This is a genomic window from Parabacteroides sp. AD58, assembly GCF_023744375.2.
Taxonomy (GTDB): domain Bacteria; phylum Bacteroidota; class Bacteroidia; order Bacteroidales; family Tannerellaceae; genus Parabacteroides; species Parabacteroides absconsus.
Window position 1 is genome coordinate 3,547,974 of the sequence record NZ_CP146284.1, and the last position, 17,619, is coordinate 3,565,592.

General features: G+C 39.2%; 12 protein-coding genes, 3 tRNA genes and 5 pseudogenes. 10 read left to right on the top strand and 10 right to left on the bottom strand.

Annotation, left to right across the window (positions count from 1 at the left end; translation table 11 throughout):
* Positions 1-7 precede the first annotated feature (7 nt).
* Positions 8-537, bottom strand: a pseudogene (locus tag NEE14_RS15005) (ATP-binding protein); the annotation flags it as partial.
* Between the two features lie 33 nt (positions 538-570).
* Between NEE14_RS15005 and NEE14_RS15010 the strand changes: the two are divergent.
* Positions 571-786 (top strand): annotated as a pseudogene (locus tag NEE14_RS15010) (transposase); the annotation flags it as partial.
* Here the strand turns inward: NEE14_RS15010 and NEE14_RS15015 are convergent.
* The 4 genes and pseudogenes from NEE14_RS15015 to NEE14_RS15030 all read right to left on the bottom strand — a co-directional run.
* Positions 787-1,329, bottom strand: a pseudogene (locus NEE14_RS15015) (phage integrase SAM-like domain-containing protein); the annotation flags it as partial.
* A gap of 296 nt (positions 1,330-1,625) precedes the next feature.
* Positions 1,626-1,699 (bottom strand) — tRNA-Asp (locus tag NEE14_RS15020).
* A gap of 29 nt (positions 1,700-1,728) precedes the next feature.
* Positions 1,729-1,802: transfer RNA gene (locus NEE14_RS15025), tRNA-Asp, on the bottom strand.
* Positions 1,803-1,830: 28 nt separating this feature from the next.
* Positions 1,831-1,904: transfer RNA gene (locus NEE14_RS15030), tRNA-Asp, on the bottom strand.
* Positions 1,905-2,485: 581 nt separating this feature from the next.
* Between NEE14_RS15030 and dnaK the strand changes: the two genes are divergently transcribed.
* The 9 genes and pseudogenes from dnaK to NEE14_RS15075 all read left to right on the top strand — a co-directional run bounded on the left by dnaK (position 2,486) and on the right by NEE14_RS15075 (position 11,439).
* On the top strand, positions 2,486-4,411 hold the full coding sequence (gene dnaK, locus NEE14_RS15035) for a molecular chaperone DnaK (RefSeq protein ID WP_251967455.1): 1,926 nt from the start codon (positions 2,486-2,488) through the stop codon (positions 4,409-4,411).
* Between the two features lie 202 nt (positions 4,412-4,613).
* Positions 4,614-5,159 (top strand): helix-turn-helix domain-containing protein, encoded by a 546-nt coding sequence (locus tag NEE14_RS15040; protein ID WP_251967454.1) that lies wholly within the window; start codon positions 4,614-4,616, stop codon positions 5,157-5,159.
* The gene (locus tag NEE14_RS15045) at positions 5,156-6,418 is read left to right on the top strand and encodes a site-specific integrase (RefSeq protein ID WP_251967453.1); all 1,263 of its coding nucleotides are present in this window, start codon (positions 5,156-5,158) and stop codon (positions 6,416-6,418) included. The genes NEE14_RS15040 and NEE14_RS15045 overlap by 4 nt, the downstream gene beginning before the upstream one ends.
* A gap of 312 nt (positions 6,419-6,730) precedes the next feature.
* Positions 6,731-7,082: pseudogene (mads1, locus tag NEE14_RS15050) on the top strand (methylation-associated defense system helix-turn-helix domain-containing protein MAD1).
* Complete coding sequence (locus tag NEE14_RS15055) at positions 7,079-7,678, top strand: BT4734/BF3469 family protein (RefSeq protein WP_251967452.1); 600 nt, start codon at positions 7,079-7,081, stop codon at positions 7,676-7,678. The pseudogene mads1 and the gene NEE14_RS15055 overlap by 4 nt, the downstream one beginning before the upstream one ends.
* Positions 7,629-9,433: pseudogene (locus tag NEE14_RS15060) on the top strand (DUF3987 domain-containing protein). The gene NEE14_RS15055 and the pseudogene NEE14_RS15060 overlap by 50 nt, the downstream one beginning before the upstream one ends.
* Before the next feature lie 101 nt (positions 9,434-9,534).
* Entirely contained in the window at positions 9,535-9,903 is a 369-nt protein-coding gene (locus tag NEE14_RS15065) for a MobC family plasmid mobilization relaxosome protein (protein ID WP_251967534.1), read from the top strand.
* Complete coding sequence (locus NEE14_RS15070) at positions 9,887-10,786, top strand: relaxase/mobilization nuclease domain-containing protein (RefSeq protein ID WP_251967451.1); 900 nt, start codon at positions 9,887-9,889, stop codon at positions 10,784-10,786. The genes NEE14_RS15065 and NEE14_RS15070 overlap by 17 nt, the downstream gene beginning before the upstream one ends.
* The gene (locus NEE14_RS15075) at positions 10,786-11,439 is read left to right on the top strand and encodes a hypothetical protein (RefSeq protein ID WP_251967450.1); all 654 of its coding nucleotides are present in this window, start codon (positions 10,786-10,788) and stop codon (positions 11,437-11,439) included. The genes NEE14_RS15070 and NEE14_RS15075 overlap by 1 nt, the downstream gene beginning before the upstream one ends.
* Positions 11,440-11,479: 40 nt before the next feature.
* Here NEE14_RS15075 and NEE14_RS15080 read toward each other — a convergent pair whose 3' ends face one another.
* The 5 genes from NEE14_RS15080 to NEE14_RS15100 are packed head-to-tail and all read right to left on the bottom strand — an operon-like array spanning position 11,480 to position 17,619.
* Complete coding sequence (locus NEE14_RS15080) at positions 11,480-12,001, bottom strand: very short patch repair endonuclease (RefSeq protein ID WP_117985993.1); 522 nt, start codon at positions 11,999-12,001, stop codon at positions 11,480-11,482.
* 18 nt (positions 12,002-12,019) lie between these two features.
* The gene (locus NEE14_RS15085) at positions 12,020-13,498 is read right to left on the bottom strand and encodes a DUF3883 domain-containing protein (protein WP_251967449.1); all 1,479 of its coding nucleotides are present in this window, start codon (positions 13,496-13,498) and stop codon (positions 12,020-12,022) included.
* A complete protein-coding gene (locus tag NEE14_RS15090) occupies positions 13,473-15,434 on the bottom strand; it encodes a DEAD/DEAH box helicase (protein ID WP_251967448.1) in 1,962 nt (653 codons plus the stop codon). The genes NEE14_RS15085 and NEE14_RS15090 overlap by 26 nt, the downstream gene beginning before the upstream one ends.
* Positions 15,427-16,704 carry a hypothetical protein gene (locus NEE14_RS15095; protein ID WP_251967447.1) on the bottom strand — a complete coding sequence of 426 codons (1,278 nt, stop codon included), beginning with the start codon at positions 16,702-16,704 and terminating at the stop codon, positions 15,427-15,429. The genes NEE14_RS15090 and NEE14_RS15095 overlap by 8 nt, the downstream gene beginning before the upstream one ends.
* A gap of 3 nt (positions 16,705-16,707) precedes the next feature.
* Complete coding sequence (locus NEE14_RS15100) at positions 16,708-17,619, bottom strand: DpnII family type II restriction endonuclease (protein ID WP_251967446.1); 912 nt, start codon at positions 17,617-17,619, stop codon at positions 16,708-16,710.

Consider the following 17,619-nt stretch of genomic DNA (forward strand, 5'->3'; position numbering starts at 1 on the left):
TTTAATTTTATCTGTTTTTCTTAGACCTTAACTTACGCATGCTTTCACCATGCAGTTCTATAGTATGAGCCGTGTGGATGATACGGTCAAGTATGGTATCGGCTATTGTCGGAGCACCAACCATGTCATACCAGTTGGACGACGGGTATTGCGAGGTTATGATGATGGACTTCTGTTTATGCCTGTCTTCAATAATTTCAAGTAGTATGGGACGTTCCTTGGCATCAAATGGTACGAGAAACAAGTCATCGAGGATGAGCAACTGACAGCGTCCAATTTTTTTGAGTTCTGCTTCAAGTACACCTTTGATTTTTGCCACTTTCAGTGTACCAAACTGTTTTGGTGCATAGGTATAGAGAGTCCAGAATCTTCTTTTACACGCCTCGTGATCTAGGGCACACGCCAGATAGCTTTTCCCCGTACCAGAAGAACCGGTTATAAAAGATTCAGCCCTTTATGCACAAAATCAAGGTTGGCGAGGTGTTCCATCTGATTACGGTCCAGTCCCCGGTTTACGGTATAGTCAATCTGTTCAATATTTTCATCCGATATTACTATGAAAAATATAATCGTGAGCTCTCTTTTCTGACGAATGCGAAGCCGCTTTCTGCATTGGATGTCGCTAATCTTTATAAGAAAAGATGGTTGATTGAGTTGTTCTTCAAATGGTTCAAGCAACATCTTAAAATAAAGAAATTCTGGGGCACAAGGGAGAATGTTGTTCGCATACAAATCAGTGTTGCAATTGTCACATACTGTCTTGTGGCTATTGTCCAATATGATATGATTACATCGGCTCACAGTTCTTAGATAAAACTCAAAATCGGTCACAAACTTATGGTCTATTTCCCGAAGCGCTATATCTGATATTCTATACTTTACTTTCATGAACTCTTCCAACCGCCTGTAAGTTCGGTCATATTTAACAAGAGTAGCCGGAGCTTTACTGATGCCACAAAGTTTTTCTGCATCCTCATTGTGCTGTCTAAAAAGCTCCAGTAAAGTCTGTTGTCTCACCTCATATCCGAGAAAAGCATTTCTTACTTTTTCGGCAGTCACAAAGGAATCCCTTGATTCTATATAGCGGTAGTGGTTGTTCAATGCGGTGCGTATGTCATCCAGCATATTGTTCACCTGCCTTGCTTTCGCTCCGTTCCCTGACAAACGTCCCAGTTTGGTGTCCCACAGACGAGGCTCCACATCCAGTTTTGAACTGAATTGTGACATTTCCCCGTTTACGGTGATACGAATCATAATGCTCGCCTTACCTTCTTTGTTCACGTAGTTCTTTCTCAGATAGAAGAGAATTTTGAATGTACTTTTGCTCATAACTGTATCTGTTTTATATCCTTCGTTACAATCGTTACACAATGTCACAAAGGAAAGGTTATTAATTGAATTATGAGCAGACAGAATTGAGACAACAGCGGACAAATCAGCGAGTTAGCATGAAAATCGTTACAATAATTAGACGTCGTTTTTTCTGTAACGATTTAGTAACGGAACTTTGTCCGAAGTGGGCTGTTTGATGTCCTTGGATTGGCACTTACAGGACATAAAAAAAGCCCACAAATATTGAATTTGTGAGCTTTGTCTCTTTTTGACTCTCTATTTTCAAGTCTCAGCGGTGCGTACGGGACTCGAACCCGTGACCCCATGCGTGACAGGCATGTATTCTAACCAGCTGAACTAACGCACCTTGGATAGGAGAATAATTATTTTAAGAAGCGGTGCGTACGGGACTCGAACCCGTGACCCCATGCGTGACAGGCATGTATTCTAACCAGCTGAACTAACGCACCTTGAATAGGGGAATAATTATTTAAGAAGCGGTGCGTACGGGACTCGAACCCGTGACCCCATGCGTGACAGGCATGTATTCTAACCAGCTGAACTAACGCACCATTCTTTTTATTTATTCTTGCTATCTCTCTCGATTGCGGTGCAAAGGTATGTATTATTTTTGAATCTGCAATAGTTTTGAGAATAAAAATGCAAACTATTTTATAAATGCCTTGTTTTCAAAGTCGTTTTTGCCGGAAATATTTCCAGTGAGAATCAAAAACGATTCTCGGGAGTTTCGTTTCTGATTCTCGTTGGAAGTATAAACCATTGTCATATAGGTTTTGCTGAAAAAGCCGGCGTATTTTTACAAATTCTCGCCGGCTTTTCATGAATATACGCCGGCTTTTGGAGATTTCTTAGGCAGGAATGAATTCTCGGATGGGAATAGGCCGACATCAACCTGAGGTGTAACGGGTAATTGAAAGGCTTTTCTGATATATAAATAGGTAAGAACTGACAAAAAAACGCTCGGGAAAGCAGAAAAAGAGATTCTTTGAGCCATTTTGTCAGAAATTATGACAGCAGATAATTGCCTGGAGACTTTTTCTCCTTTGGCACAAGGTTTGTAGAGTATTTGGTGTGCGACTTGAAAAAGTCCACAGATGAAACTTGAATAATAACAATAAAAAATATAAGCATTATGGGAAAGATTATAGGAATCGACTTAGGTACAACCAACTCTTGTGTTGCTGTTTTGGAAGGTAACGAACCGGTTGTAATTGCTAACAGTGAAGGTAAAAGAACTACTCCTTCTATTGTAGCGTTTGTTGAAGGTGGTGAACGTAAGGTTGGTGATCCGGCTAAACGTCAGGCTATCACGAACCCGCAGAAGACAATCTTCTCTATCAAACGTTTCATGGGAGAAACATATGATCAGGTACAGAAGGAAATTGCCCGTGTACCGTATAAAGTAGTACGTGGCGACAACAATACTCCGCGTGTGGATATCGATGGTCGTCTGTACACACCGCAGGAAATTTCAGCAATGATCCTGCAGAAAATGAAGAAAACAGCTGAAGATTATCTGGGACAGGAAGTAACAGAAGCCGTTATTACCGTTCCGGCTTACTTTAGCGATGCTCAGCGTCAGGCTACGAAGGAAGCTGGTGAAATCGCCGGTTTGACTGTACGTCGTATCGTAAACGAACCGACTGCCGCTTCATTGGCTTATGGTTTGGATAAAGCCAACAAGGATATGAAGATCGCCGTATTCGACTTAGGTGGTGGTACATTCGATATTTCAATCCTGGAATTAGGTGATGGCGTATTCGAAGTTAAATCAACCAATGGTGATACACACCTGGGTGGTGATGATTTCGACCATGTAATCATCGACTGGTTGGCTGATGAGTTCATGAAGGACGAAGGCGTTGATTTGCGTAAAGACCCGATGGCTCTGCAACGTTTGAAGGAAGCTGCTGAAAAGGCAAAGATTGAATTGTCAAGTACAACTTCTACAGAAATCAACTTGCCGTATATCATGCCGGTTAACGGTGTTCCAAAACACTTGGTTAAGACATTGACACGTGCTAAATTCGAACAGTTGGCCGACAGCTTGATTCAGGCTTGTATCGCTCCTTGCCGTCAGGCATTGAAAGATGCTAACTTGACAACATCAGATATTGATGAAGTTATCTTGGTAGGTGGTTCAACTCGTATTCCGGCTGTTCAGGCTATCGTTGAGAAATTCTTCGGTAAGACTCCTTCTAAAGGTGTTAACCCGGATGAAGTAGTTGCCGTTGGTGCTGCTATCCAAGGTGGTGTCTTGACAGGTGAAGTGAAAGACGTCTTGTTGCTGGATGTTACTCCGCTGTCATTAGGTATTGAAACCATGGGTGGTGTCATGACGAAGTTGATCGAAGCCAATACGACTATTCCTACGAAGAAGTCTGAAGTCTTCACAACTGCAGTCGATAACCAGCCGTCTGTTGAAATCCATGTATTGCAGGGTGAACGTTCATTGGCTAAGGATAATAAGTCAATTGGTCGTTTCCACTTGGATGGAATTCCAGCAGCTCAGCGTGGTGTTCCTCAGATCGAAGTTACATTCGATATCGATGCCAATGGTATCTTGAATGTTTCTGCTAAGGATAAAGGAACAGGTAAAGTACAGAGCATCCGTATTGAAGCTTCCAGTGGTTTGAGCGAAGACGAAGTTAAACGTATGAAGGAAGAAGCTGCTGCCAATGCTGAAGCCGATAAGAAAGAAAAGGAACGTATCGACAAACTGAATCAGGCAGACAGCATGATCTTCCAGACTGAAAAACAGTTGAAGGATCTGGGCGATAAGATCCCGGCCGACAAGAAGGCTCCGATCGAAGCTGCTTTGAACAAACTGAAAGAAGCTCATAAAGCTCAGGACATTGCAGGTGTAGATGCTGCTATGGCTGAATTGAACAGTGTATTCCAGGCTGCCAGCCAGGAAATGTACAATGCTCAGAACGCTCAGAGCGGTGCTCAGGCCGGTGGTGCAAACTTCGGTGGTCAGGCAAACAACAATGCTGGTAACAATAATAATAATGGTAAAGACAATGTTACTGACGTGGACTTCGAAGAGGTCAAATGATTCCGATAAGTAAACAATAATAAACAATAAGCAAAAGCGTGCAGCTCAACGAGTTGCACGCTTTTTGCGTTTATAGGGTTCATGGTTTCTATATGTTTTCTATGGGCTTTTTTATCTCTTATTTGCGACATATTTGCGACACGTCTTATTTGGCGATAAGATACAACTTAAATTGATATAAACCATTTATAACGAGAAGAATATGCCAAGAGGAAATTACACCATCCAAAGATGTTGCGAGGAGTGCGGTAAAATCTTTACTCCGCCCACATTGATGTCAAAGTGTTGTTGCCCAGCTTGTTCCAAACGAGCATACAAGAAAAGACAAATCGCAAAAGAGAAGGAAGCGATACGTCAAGCATTAATTAGACAGATACCATCCAGCAAGGGATTTCTAACGGTTAAAGAAGCTATGTTGATTTACGGTATTAGTAAGGATGTACTTTATCGCATGATACGACAAGGCTCTATACCATCATACAATTTTGGTCAACGCCTGACACGCCTTAGTCGGCAATATATGGATGAACACTTCAAAGCAAAGACCAGGAGTAAAAAGAGGAAAAAGGAAACATTATCCTTTGAACCAAAAGATTGTTATACTATCGGAGAGATTGCAAAGAAATTTCATATCAATGATAGTAGTGTCTTTAAGCACATACGGCGTCATTCTATTCCTACACGCCAAATCGGTAATTATGTTTATGTTCCCAAATCTGAAATTGATAAATTATATAAGTCATTATGAAGAAAGCATTACCAAACACTAAAGTAACCGTCAAACTCAGAAAATCAAATTATAAAGATGAGTGGTATCTGATTATAGAATCATACCCGGTTTACAAGCGAGGCTCTAAACTGGCAAGTCGTGTGGTTGAATCAATTAACCGAACCATATCCACACCAATTTGGGACAAGGCTTCCATTGCACGAATCTTGCCGGATGGAACATTCAATTACAAACCTAAGTGTGATTTGAATGGAATCATCCAATGCCGTTCAACGATAGATCAAGAGGCTTGTATCTATGCCGACAATGTGCGTAAGTTACGGCAGCATGAATACGATAGCGCAATTCTATATACAGATAAAGAGAACGAAATCGCTGCACAAAACGAGCGGAGCGAACAAGACTTTATCAAGTACTTCAATAGCATTATCAGTAAAAGGCATCCCAACAGTTCCGATTCAATTATAGTCAACTGGAGACGTGTGGGCGAACTGTTGAAGATTTATTCTAAAGGACAACCAATCCCATTCAAGGAAATCTCCGTTAAACTACTCGAAGATATTAAGATGTTTCTGTTACGTGCCCCCATGGGAGGAAATAAAAAAGGAACGATCTCACAGAATACTGCATCTACCTATTTCTCTATACTCAAGGCCGGATTAAAACAAGCGTTCGTTGATGAATATCTTACCGTTGATATAGGTGCAAAAGTAAAGGGGATAACAAACATTGAGAAGCCTCGTGTTGCACTTAGTATGAATGAAGTGCAAATGTTGGTTGATACTCCTTGTAAGGACGATGTTTTAAAACGTGCGTTCTTATTCTCTATTCTCACAGGATTACGACATAGTGACATCCAGACTTTGAAATGGAAACAGATTCAGCAAACAAGTAAGGGTACATGGCAAGCAGTTATAGTTCAGCAGAAAACAAAAAGACCAGATTATAAGCCAGTCATACAACAAGCTCTCCAACTCTGTGGAGAACGCCCAAACAATGAAGAATCTCTCGTTTTTGAGGGATTGACAGATGCCTCCTGGATTTCACGTCCTCTGAAAGTTTGGATAGAAGCATCCGGTATAAAGAAGCATATCACCTTCCATTGCGGCCGCCATAGTTTCGCTTCGCTATTGCTGGAAAATGGTGTTGACATATATACAATAAAAGATTTAATGGGCCATACAAATGTAAGAACCACGCAGATTTATACGCACATCGTGAACGAACAGAAAGAAAAAGCTGCTAATACATTACACATCGAAAATTTGACTTTGTAGGTCATGGTGGAAACTTCCACCCTTGAGCATCAATGACTTATAACAAAGAATCATAAACGCATCATAAACACATCATAATTTACCCCTCATAAAGCACCTGCTTTTTGAGGGGTATTTTGCATCATAGATACTCTCAATGGAGAGCATTTTACTATAAAAAGAGTTTGCTCCCTCTTTTATTATCCTTTTGTGTTAATGAAAATTAAATCTATCGGTGGTGAATGAGTGGGTAATTGGTGGCTTTCAAGCACCTATTTAGCACCCATAAACATACATATACTTTTGCGGCATTAACTCTAAAATACGAAAGATATGGCTTATAAAGTAAATTCGTTGGAGGAGATGCCAAATGCATTGTCCTACCTGATTGAGTCCGTAGAGGCTCTACAATCTAAAGTAAATGCCCTGCAGAAAGCAGGCAAGTAATTCACCCAAGTGGATGGATATAGACGAGCTCTGTGCTTACCTACCATCGCATCCTGCCAAGCAAACGGTTTATGGATGGGTTTCAGCCAAACAAATCCCCGTACATAAAATAAATAAGGCTCTGGCTTTTCTACAATCAGAAATTGATGACTGGTTGAAGAACAAATCGCATAAGACACAGGATGAATTGATGGAGGAAGCCAGACGATTTGTTGAATCCAAAAAGATTATCAGATGATGGGAACGACTGATTATTGTTTTTCATTCTTTCGCAAACCCGTCCAGAATATCGAACCGATAAGAGCTGTAGGTATTGTGGATGTGTACCGCTATATCACCGGGCATTATGCACAACCACAAACCGAAGCCTTGCGTCTGATGGCTACTTCTCCTGAAGCCAAAAGGTACAAAGCCACCCATTTTGACTATTGTACCTTTTCTGGACTATTCCGTAAGCGGAATGAGAGGGAACTGATAATGCACTCCGGATTGATGTGTCTGGATTTTGATCATGTGGAAAATATTATGGAACTAAAGCAAAAGTTACTCAACCATGAGTATTTCGATACGGAGCTATTATTTGTCAGTCCATCCGGTAATGGATTAAAATGGATAATACCCGTTGACTTGAAAGGCTGGGAACATTCCCGGTACTTTAAGGCTGTTACCAACTGTATCAAAGCAACAGGCTTGCCGTTGGTAGATATGTCCGGAAGTGACGTTGCTCGTTCATGTTTTTTGCCACATGATTCACAAGCATATATTAGCCCTAAATACAAAGATGATGTCGAAGAAAATATTTTTCGCCCAAGATTGGGAGAATGTCCCTTCTGAACTACAGCAAACAGATATGCCAAGTATCACTCCACTATATAATAAGGTGGAGGAAGATATGGAACATATTGTCCGGGAAATAGAGCAGCGTGCCATTGATATAACACCCAATTATAAAGATTGGGTAGAATTGGGCTTTGCGCTTGTGGACGGATTGGGAGAAAATGGACGAGAGTATTATCACCGCATTAGCAGGTTTTACCCTAACTATCAAAGGGAAGAAACCGACAAACAATTACACATTGTCTGCAATCCAAAGGACAAGGTATTACCATTCGTTCTTTCTTCCATCTTGCGAACCAAGCCGGAATCTCGCTGGCTCCATTCAACAAAGAACATTTATCCATTTTGCCAAATATCCAAAATGGAAAAACGGGTAAATGGATAAAGTCAGAGGAAGAACTTCCGGCATTTCCTGAGTGTGTATTCGATCATCTTCCCTCTTTTCTAAATGAGGTTGTCAACAATTCTATATCGCTGGATGACCGTGATACAATATTGATTGGGGCGATTGTGTGTTTGTCTGTCTGCTTTCACAATATTTGTGGAGTGTACGATGAACGCATCGTTTATCCGAACCTTTATCTGTTTGTAGTAGCAGATGCCGGTATGGGGAAAGGTGCGTTGACTTTGTGCCGGGAACTTGTAGCACCTATCAATCGTAATTTGCATGAACTTTCCAAACGATTGGAGCAGGAGTACAAGGGAGCAATGAACACTTACATCAAAGGCAAGAAAGATGGTGGAATGACCATGCCAACTGAACCGCCTATGCGAATGCTTGTCATTCCTGCCAACAGTAGCGCAAGTTCTTTCCTGAAGATATTGGGAGATAATGACGGAATCGGACTGCTATTTGAATCGGAAGGTGACACATTAAGCCAGACTTTGAAGTCGGACTATGGTAATTATTCAGATGTATTACGAAAGGCATTTCACCATGAGTTAGTCAGTTTAAGCCGCCGCAAGGACAGGGAATATTGCGAAGTCAGCAATCCAAGAGTGTCAGTCGCTTTGGCTGGAACTCCCGAACAGGTAAGGAAATTGATACCTGATGCGGAAAACGGTCTGATGAGCCGTTTCTGTTTTTATATCATTCGTTTCAAGAGAGGTATAAGAAACGTGTTTGCCACAAATGATATTTCCCAATCCAAGAATGCCATGTTCAAACTGATGGGGGATAAATTCTGCCATCTGCATGAAGAATTTGTCAGACAAGGTAATTATTCCTTTTCTCTTCCCTCTGATTTGCAGGAACACTTTATAGAATATCTAAGTCAGGTGAATGAGGAATGTTGCGACGAAGTAGATAACAAGATGCAGGGTGTAGTCCGACGGATGGGGCTGATTGCCTACCGTATAATGATGGTGTTGACTGCTGTCCGACATTTGGAGAATATGCCTCACGAATCATCTTCCTCTGACAAGACTATACAATTGGTTTGCCATAAATATGACTATGCCATAGCCATGAGTATCTGCGAGACCTTGCTTTGCCATGCAGTGTTCATCTATCGAAACTTGTCAGGAAATCAGCCTAAACGTTTACAATCCCTTTCACAAGAAACGGGTATTTACGCACGAAGGAATACCCTTTATAATATGTTGCCAGAAACATTCACCAAAAAAGATTATGACGCAACTGTTTTAGCTTTAGGTGAAAATGGAAGTACGGCAAACAAATGGATAGAAGCCTTTATCAAAGATGGCAAACTAAGCCGAATAGAACAAGGTAAATATAGGAAGATTTTTTGAGTGGCAAGTTTGTGTTTTAGTGTCACTAAAACCTATGTGGCAAGCGGATAGAACTGCCACTCTCAAAAAATCAATTTATGTACATCAAAGTTTATATAAGTATGAAGGAAAAGAAACTTGGTGGTCGCCCAAAGTTGGCGAGTTACCAGAAACGCACAAAATGTTTCCGGGTAATGTTTACCGAGAACGACTATATCTATATACAATCCAAAGCCCAACAGGCAGGATTGTCTGTCAATGAATTTTGCCACCAGGCTGCAATGGGCTGTGAAGTCGGTCAGCGCATCAGTCCGGAAATAGCGTCGGCAATCCGTGACCTTTCCGGTATAGCCAATAATGTCAACCAGATCGCCCATCAGATGCACATCTATGGTTTGGAAGCAGTGAAACAACAATGCTTTTCTATTATATCAGAAGTCAGCAGAATTATCACCCAAGTAAAAAATAACAATCATGATAGCGAAGATTAAAACAAGAGCCGATTTTGGAGGAATAGTAAATTACGCCAATGACCAAAAGAACAAGAAAAAGAGTGCCACACTTTTGGCACATGAAGGTGTTTGTGCTATCAACAATAAAACCATAGCAGATTCTTTTCAGATACAAGCCTCTATGCGCCCGAAAGTAAAAAGTCCGGTGAAACACGTATCACTTGCTTTCTCTCCGCAAGATACCATCCATTTTCCCAACGACGAAAAAGGAAATGTGCTTATGGTGGAGATTGCCAAGAAATGGATGGATCAAATGGGGATTCGCAATACCCAATATATCATAGCCAGGCATCATGATACGGAACATCCACATTGCCATATCGTATTCAACCGGATAGACAATGACGGTAACCTCATTTCTGATAGCAACGAACGGATACGAAATGCAAAAGTCTGTCGTGCTTTAACCAAAGAGTATAAACTCTACTTTGCTCCTAAAAACAGTAAAGCGAGAAATAAAAGCCGTTTGCGCCCTCATCAATTACGTAAATATAATCTTCGTTCCTCAACTCTTGATGCGTTGGCGGCATCTCGCTCATGGCATGACTTCTTCCATATGCTCAAAGAGAAGGGAATAGATGTACGTTTTGATCGTGCAGAAAACTCTGATAAAATTCGTGGTATATCCTTTTGTATGGATGAATTTAGCATTGCCGGTTCTAAACTTGATTCAGATCTAAGTTTTAACCGTCTTTGCGCAACATTGGGTAATGTGGCAAAAGAACTTATAGTGCAACCTCATCAAGCAATTGTTCCTAGTGCTGGCGGAGGAACCAATAACGAACAGGGATGGCGGGATGATAAAAGCAAGGATAACCAAAGAAACGAACCTTTTTATAAAACCTCAAAACGTAGAAGATAATGAAAGAAGATGTAGTAGCTGCAAATCTCGCAAATTTGCGTCAAAGTATCAATGAATTGAAGGAATGCGTTAATAGGCAGAATGTAACTCCAAACCAACCAGAGCAACATATAAAGGTGGATTTGGATGAAAAGACCATTTATAATGGAGTTGCCAAAAGCTTCTGTACTTGCTGGAACGATGCACTGTCAGTAGTGAAGAAACACATTTGGAATCAACAGCCGGATACATTGCCATTTTCACTATGGTTCCCCAAACTTATTGAACTGTTCAAGCAAAAATCAAGGTTTCTTGAATACATATATAGCCACGTTTGTGATTACAATCTCAATCGCATGACTATTGAGGCTAATACAGAAAACATATTAAAATGGCAGGATGAAATACTTGCAAAAATTAATGAACTGAAACATCCAATAACCGTTATTCCACCCAATATCAATGGGATGTTTATACGGGGACATCATATAAAACTTCGATATGTTGTGGCTATTGTAGCCATTATTTTGATGTGGGCTGTTGCTGCTTCTGTTAGTAGTCTGAAATATAAGGAAGAATCCTTTGCACATTATTCCATGTATCGGGCGGTGAAGGAGCAGCATCAACATTTGATAGAAAAAGTAGAAATAAGGCTAACGAAAAATCTGGAATAGTCATTGATATAGCGCCTTTGGATGTAATAAATTGCTGCTCTTATTCTTGACTTTTCCTTTCATAAACAGCTTCAGGTTCTGCTGCCATAAGTGAATCTGTTGTATTTGGTTGTTCGTAGGTTCTTAGTTTTCTATCTTCGAGAAAAATATGATTCAAAGTATAAGCTAATGACTCAAGCGTTTGTTCGCGAACTTTAGGTTTTAGTTGACACTCCCAAACTGTAATACAATGCCAGCCCATAGCAGCAAGCTGGCATTGTTCCTTTTTGTCACGTTCTTTATTCCTTTCTATTTTATTTGACCAAAAATCAATGTTGGTTTTGGGCAGATGAAAGTATTTACAGTTTTCATGACCATGCCAAAAGCAACCATTCACAAAAATGACTGTTCGGTATTTGCGAAGTACCAAATCAGGATGGCCTGGAAGACGCGGATGATTTATCCGATAGCGGAAGCCTCGGTTAAAAAGGAACTTCCGAACCAATAATTCAGGTTTCGTGTTCTTGGCACGAATGGCAGACATATTACGATGTATCTGTTCTTTGGTTAGATGGTCAGGCATATGTTATGTATTTTAAAATTATGGTTCGATAAAAAGAGGAGTTCCTTTTTTATGATTCTCCAAGTTTGCTAATAGATTGCTGATAATATTTTTGTCCATATATGTCTCAAGTGCAGCATTTCTTGTTATTTCAAAAGTCATATATAAACTTCCTGGGCATCTAGTTGGATATTTCAAAGCTATCATATCTTCTTTCTTCCTTTCACAATGGCCATTTATATTGTATACTTGAAATATTTTAGGATTGTAGATGTCATAAAGTATCAGGTTCTCAGCCTCTTCAACACATTTTTTCTGACCAAGTACGGAACCAGCTCTTCTTCCAAGGCGGATATTATAGATGCCAGTTTCCAATATCCATGCTAATTGTCTTTTATTTTTATAACCACCAATTAAAATAGTTCCACTGTCGCCAAAGACATGCATAATCTCTTGATTAACATCTGTCCATTTAAAGGTTTCAAATGGGGAATCAGCAACCATCATATAAGGCTCATTACAATCAAGAGTATACGGAATGCTTTGATGCTGGATAGGTTTAATGATTTCTCTCAATTGGTCAGAAGAACAGCTTGTGGATATCAAGAATGAGGATGGTCGTATATCCCAAATAGAAAGATTTCTTACATTAAAATATGGATTTTGAATTATTATAGGCGTATAATTATCTTTCTCTATTTGAGAATAGTCTACTAAATAAAGAAAATATTTTTCTGCTCTTAATTGGGCTGCTTCTATCTCATTTGATGACCAATAGAAATGTACGTTTCCAGAATATGTCTTAACTTCAATATAGCGTTTGGTTTGACTTATTTCATCATCTAAAGAAAGAATATCAAAGCCTGCAGATGCATCGATAACGGAGATTTGCTTTATTTTGCTTTGCTGTTGGAGGGTAAAAGGACAACGTTTCTTTTCATACGAAATCACAAATTCTTCTCCTTTTTCTCCTATGACGCGTTCCTTTTCAAGTTGTGTCAATAACTGCTCTTGTGATATCTTGCGTTTGTGGGCAACACGTTTTGAGAACTCAGATTCAAAACATTCATTAATAGTAAAGAGAGTTCCATCAGGAATTAATGCGCCAAATGTTATAAGCAGATTTCTATAAACGGAACACTCCATGCTAAATGCATACATGGGAATTTGAAAGGCATTTTTTATCTCATTATATTTGAGATATTCTATATTTATCAAATCCATGTCAATCAGAGCATTCATGCAGAAACGGCATAATTGGGCTATAAACAGATTTTCATCTTCATGTGAATACAAAATGTCTTTAGCCTGACACTTGTTATCAACTATTGAAATGAGTTTTATTTCCTCAAAAGCTATGATGCCACATTTAAAGTTTAGGTCAATGCCATTTATAAAAGAACACGAAGCTCCAATGGAAGATAAATCTTCTATATTACCAGTAAGAACCTTTCTACACAAAAGTAGTATACCAGCTCTGTTTCCAATGGAACTATATCTTTTTAGCTCTTTGCGCATAATCGTAAATAATAGCCTTTATATCATCAATTCCACCTTCCTCCAAATTGTTATCAAATAAAGGAATAGGCATACTCTCCATTATTTGATTTAATCGTTTCTCCTTTAACTGAAGCCTGGAATTTATTGTTTCATCAATTGAATTCTCTGAAATCAAATAGTAATATGTAGTGATTGTATCTTCAGGCAACCCATATCGATGAATTCTATCTTTAGATTGGATGAAATGAGCTGCGTTAAAAGATCTTTCTAGGTATATTGCATTATGACATTTCTTATGCAAAGAAATAGATTCAGCGACAGCAGATGGGTTTGCTATGATAACGTTAAAAGACGAGTTGTCCGAATTGAATTCTCTCACTATAAATTCTCTTGTTTCCATCTGACTTTCAAACTCGTCATCAGCGGTTTCGACAGGAGTGACTCCATACAAAGACTTAGAAGGAATTCCCATGTCGCTTAAACATTGACTCATTTTCTCAATATTGCGTATAAATGATGCCCAAATGACCACTTTCCCACCTTGAGAAATGATATCTTTAACAATCTCACAAGCTTTGATAAACTTATTTGGCATCTCATTACCCACAAATTGGAGGATATTGCCAATGAAGATGCTATCTTCTTTCGATTCTACTATGGGATTTCCATCCTCATCAAATGCGCCATTAAAAGAGTGTCTTAATAGCTCTGGGTTTGTGGCAGCCTGCATGAGACGAATCATTTTAGCTTGGCGAATTTTTTTCAGATAAGGAGAATCATTGTCTTCATCAAAAGATTGCATAAGTTTGTTCTCTATCGTATCATAAACAATCCTCTGAGTATCAGACATAGGAACCGGTATTTCCTTATAAGTTGCAGGAGGAATGTTTAAGTCGCTCTTCTTTATCCGAATGAAGAAAGGTGATATTCTCTCAATCAAATCCGGTATTCGGTTATCATCCGAATTGGCTGACATATTAGAAAGCTGTGCAACATTATATGAGATAATATCTCTGTCTGGCCAGATAAATTTGAACAGATTATACAAGTCTTCATAGCCATTGGGAGCGGGTGTACCGGTAAGGACAACTCGGGACGTAGCAAGTTTTGCCAACTCCATAGTAGATGCAGCGGTTATTGCTCCTTGAGTGTTTTTTATTTTATGCGCTTCATCAAGTACAACCATCACTTTGTTACGTGATAAGAAGAAACAAAGATCATCTTTGATCGAGATAACCGACTGATATGATGCAATCGTTAATTCACATGTATCAATTCCATGTAAATACAACGATTTCTTTTCCTTAGAAAGGCCGCCAATCAATCTCATAGACTCAACCTTTCTACCGAAACATTCCTGATATTCATGTTCCCATGGACCAAACGAACTAAGAGGACCAATTATAAGCAGTTTATCGACGTGCTTGGGATTAGACTCAGGTAAATGTTTCAAATAAGCGTAGGCACCATATACGATACTTGTTTTACCAGCTCCAGGGACAGAAAAATTACAGGCGTTTTGTGCAAACGCCATATGGTAAGCAGATAGCATCTGTAAGGTATATAAACGACGTGCCTGCATATTTTTTATTAACGATTCTTTGAAGTCTTCAAATTCAGAAACAACAGGATGGTTCTCTCGAATGTCTTTAGCCTTCTTGGAGAACTCCGCAAAGCTCTGTTCCCTATCTTCATATGCTTTTATCTCTTCGCTTACATTTTCATCGAAATGAATCTCACATTTTCCGTATTTTGCTAGTACAGATACATGAGACATGATGGTATTAATATCCGTCACGTCTTCAATGACAATATCTGCTCCAGAAACTGAATGATGTAGATTTCGACGTAAATACATCATAGCAAAGCGATTCTGTAAAATTTTTATAGTATCACCATGTATCACAAATCCCTTGTCCAAGGATTTTATTAACAAAACTCCTGTATCAGCCATTAATTTGAGCCTTTAAAAATTTCGCCTTTTTAATAAGATCATCCAATCCCTTCGATATAGAATCTGCATTATTTTTAAAGCCATTGGAACTGCTATCAATTGAATCCAATGCACTATTTGCCTTATTGATAAGAATTATAGGTGCATTAGAATTCAGCTGACTATCTATTTCATCTTGAGCTTTTTTAAAGGTTGCAGTCATGACAGGTGTCAACTTCTTTCTCCAGTCTGCATCTCTTGCCTGTAAACATGGAGTAATATCGATTCCAGATGCATTTTTAACGTAGTCCTCGATAGGTTTCTCTGTATAGGAAGATACTATTTCCTGATGATTTTCAAAGAATCTATTCCAGCGTTCTTTTGAACCAAAAATGCTGCTACTATTTTGTGTCGGCTTCCTAAAGATGTCACGAATATCGTTTTGCGGAAGATTCAAACGGATGTAGTCAAACGCAACACCGAGCATGTTGTTTATGTCTTCGTCGGTGTAATTCCACATATTGGCAACACCCGATTTATATTGTTTTAAAGCTATGTTCAGCTTTTGAAACGAGTCTTCATGGCCTTCCGCCATGGTATATATACCATCATACTCGTAGAAGCCGAGATACATATCCATCAACTCAAGAATTTCAATGTTTTGGTCAACTTCTTTTTTATTTATACCCATGAAGCTAGCTATCTCATCTCTTGTGAAGCCTGCGTCTTCAAGGTCTTTGCACTTAAGATATTTCTCAATAGGATTATAGTCTACCTTCTCATCTTCCCCCATCTGAAAAGATGTCTCTAACTGAAGGATGTCCTTTTTGGTTGCACTCTCAGGGAGTATAACAGCTTTAAAAAATTTACATCTGTCCTTCTCCTCCTGAATTGAATGAGGATCTTTGAGGATTTTGTTCATTAAAGAAGCCCTTCTGTTACCATCAATTATAACACCATCCGATGAGACGATTCCGAATTTAATCTGACCGGTTTTTCGCAAGCTATCCAGAGTGTTCTTGTTGGCTTCCTTTTTCGATTCCCACAAGAATGTCTCAATCAAAGTGATATCAGAATCTAGTTCTGGGTTGAGGGTATGACTCTGCTTCTCATAGGATTTCACAACGCTACCAATACGTCCATTGTATTGATTATAGATGAGAGCTTCCATTGGTATCTCCCAAACCTTAAAAGGCTTCAGTACACCACGATAAAGTAACTGGTAACCCGTTGCAAAAGGCTCGCCTTTTTGTACGCTCTTTAGAACTTCTTTTCTTTCTGCTTGTAACATATGCTATAGTTTTATTATTTCTTTAAGGTCTTCTATGTGCTGAAGGTTCAAACAATAGTCGCAATAATCCCATGCGTCACGTAAATCCGACTGTCTTCCAATCCAACCTGCGCCATCAAGAACAACGATCTGTTTTGCTTCTACATTCTTATTGCGAATAAAATCGCGCAGGTCTTTAACGCTTCTTTTAAAGTCAGTCTGACCTTTTGACGTTGTGATGTTGAAACTATATTTCAAATAAAATATTGGTAAGTTCTTGCCTGGACACTCAATAGCGTAATTCACCTGAATATCTCTTGTTCCATTGCCTATGGGGTCAACTTTAGGAGCACGAACTAGTTTCAGATTTAATATTTTACAGATTTCATTTAAAGTATCATCAATCTTTGCTATGTTTGCATTCGATAAATCCGAGTTGTACTGAGTATCGAATTCTTTGTTAATTAAAAATGCGAGGAAATCGTCATTCTTAAGTCGGTTCATAACATTGTCATCAATGATAAAATTGGCGAGTTTGAAACCCGGCAGTTGTGCTTTTAAAGAAGAGTCACAACTACCTTTCAAGAACAAGTTACAAACGCGTTCCATCATTGTATCATTTGTAAGCATGTATTTCCGAGTCTGTTTTGCATCCCATTCTGTTTGGAAAATCATTCCAAGTTGAATGCGGAACATGGAGATTACACGTTTGAACATTTCGTTGCTCACGCCAAGAATAACTAAAAGATTCGAAAGAGAATCTTCGTAAGTCCTTATGTAATTTTGAAGACCTGCACGGCTGTTAATCAAACTCATTTCAGCTTTGAGTTGATTAATCTTCTCTTTTCTTAGATTAGCATATTTCTCGTCAATATTATCGTTGACAAAGAATAAAGTCATCGATTGAAGAAAGCTGTTGTAAGGAATCTTTTTCAT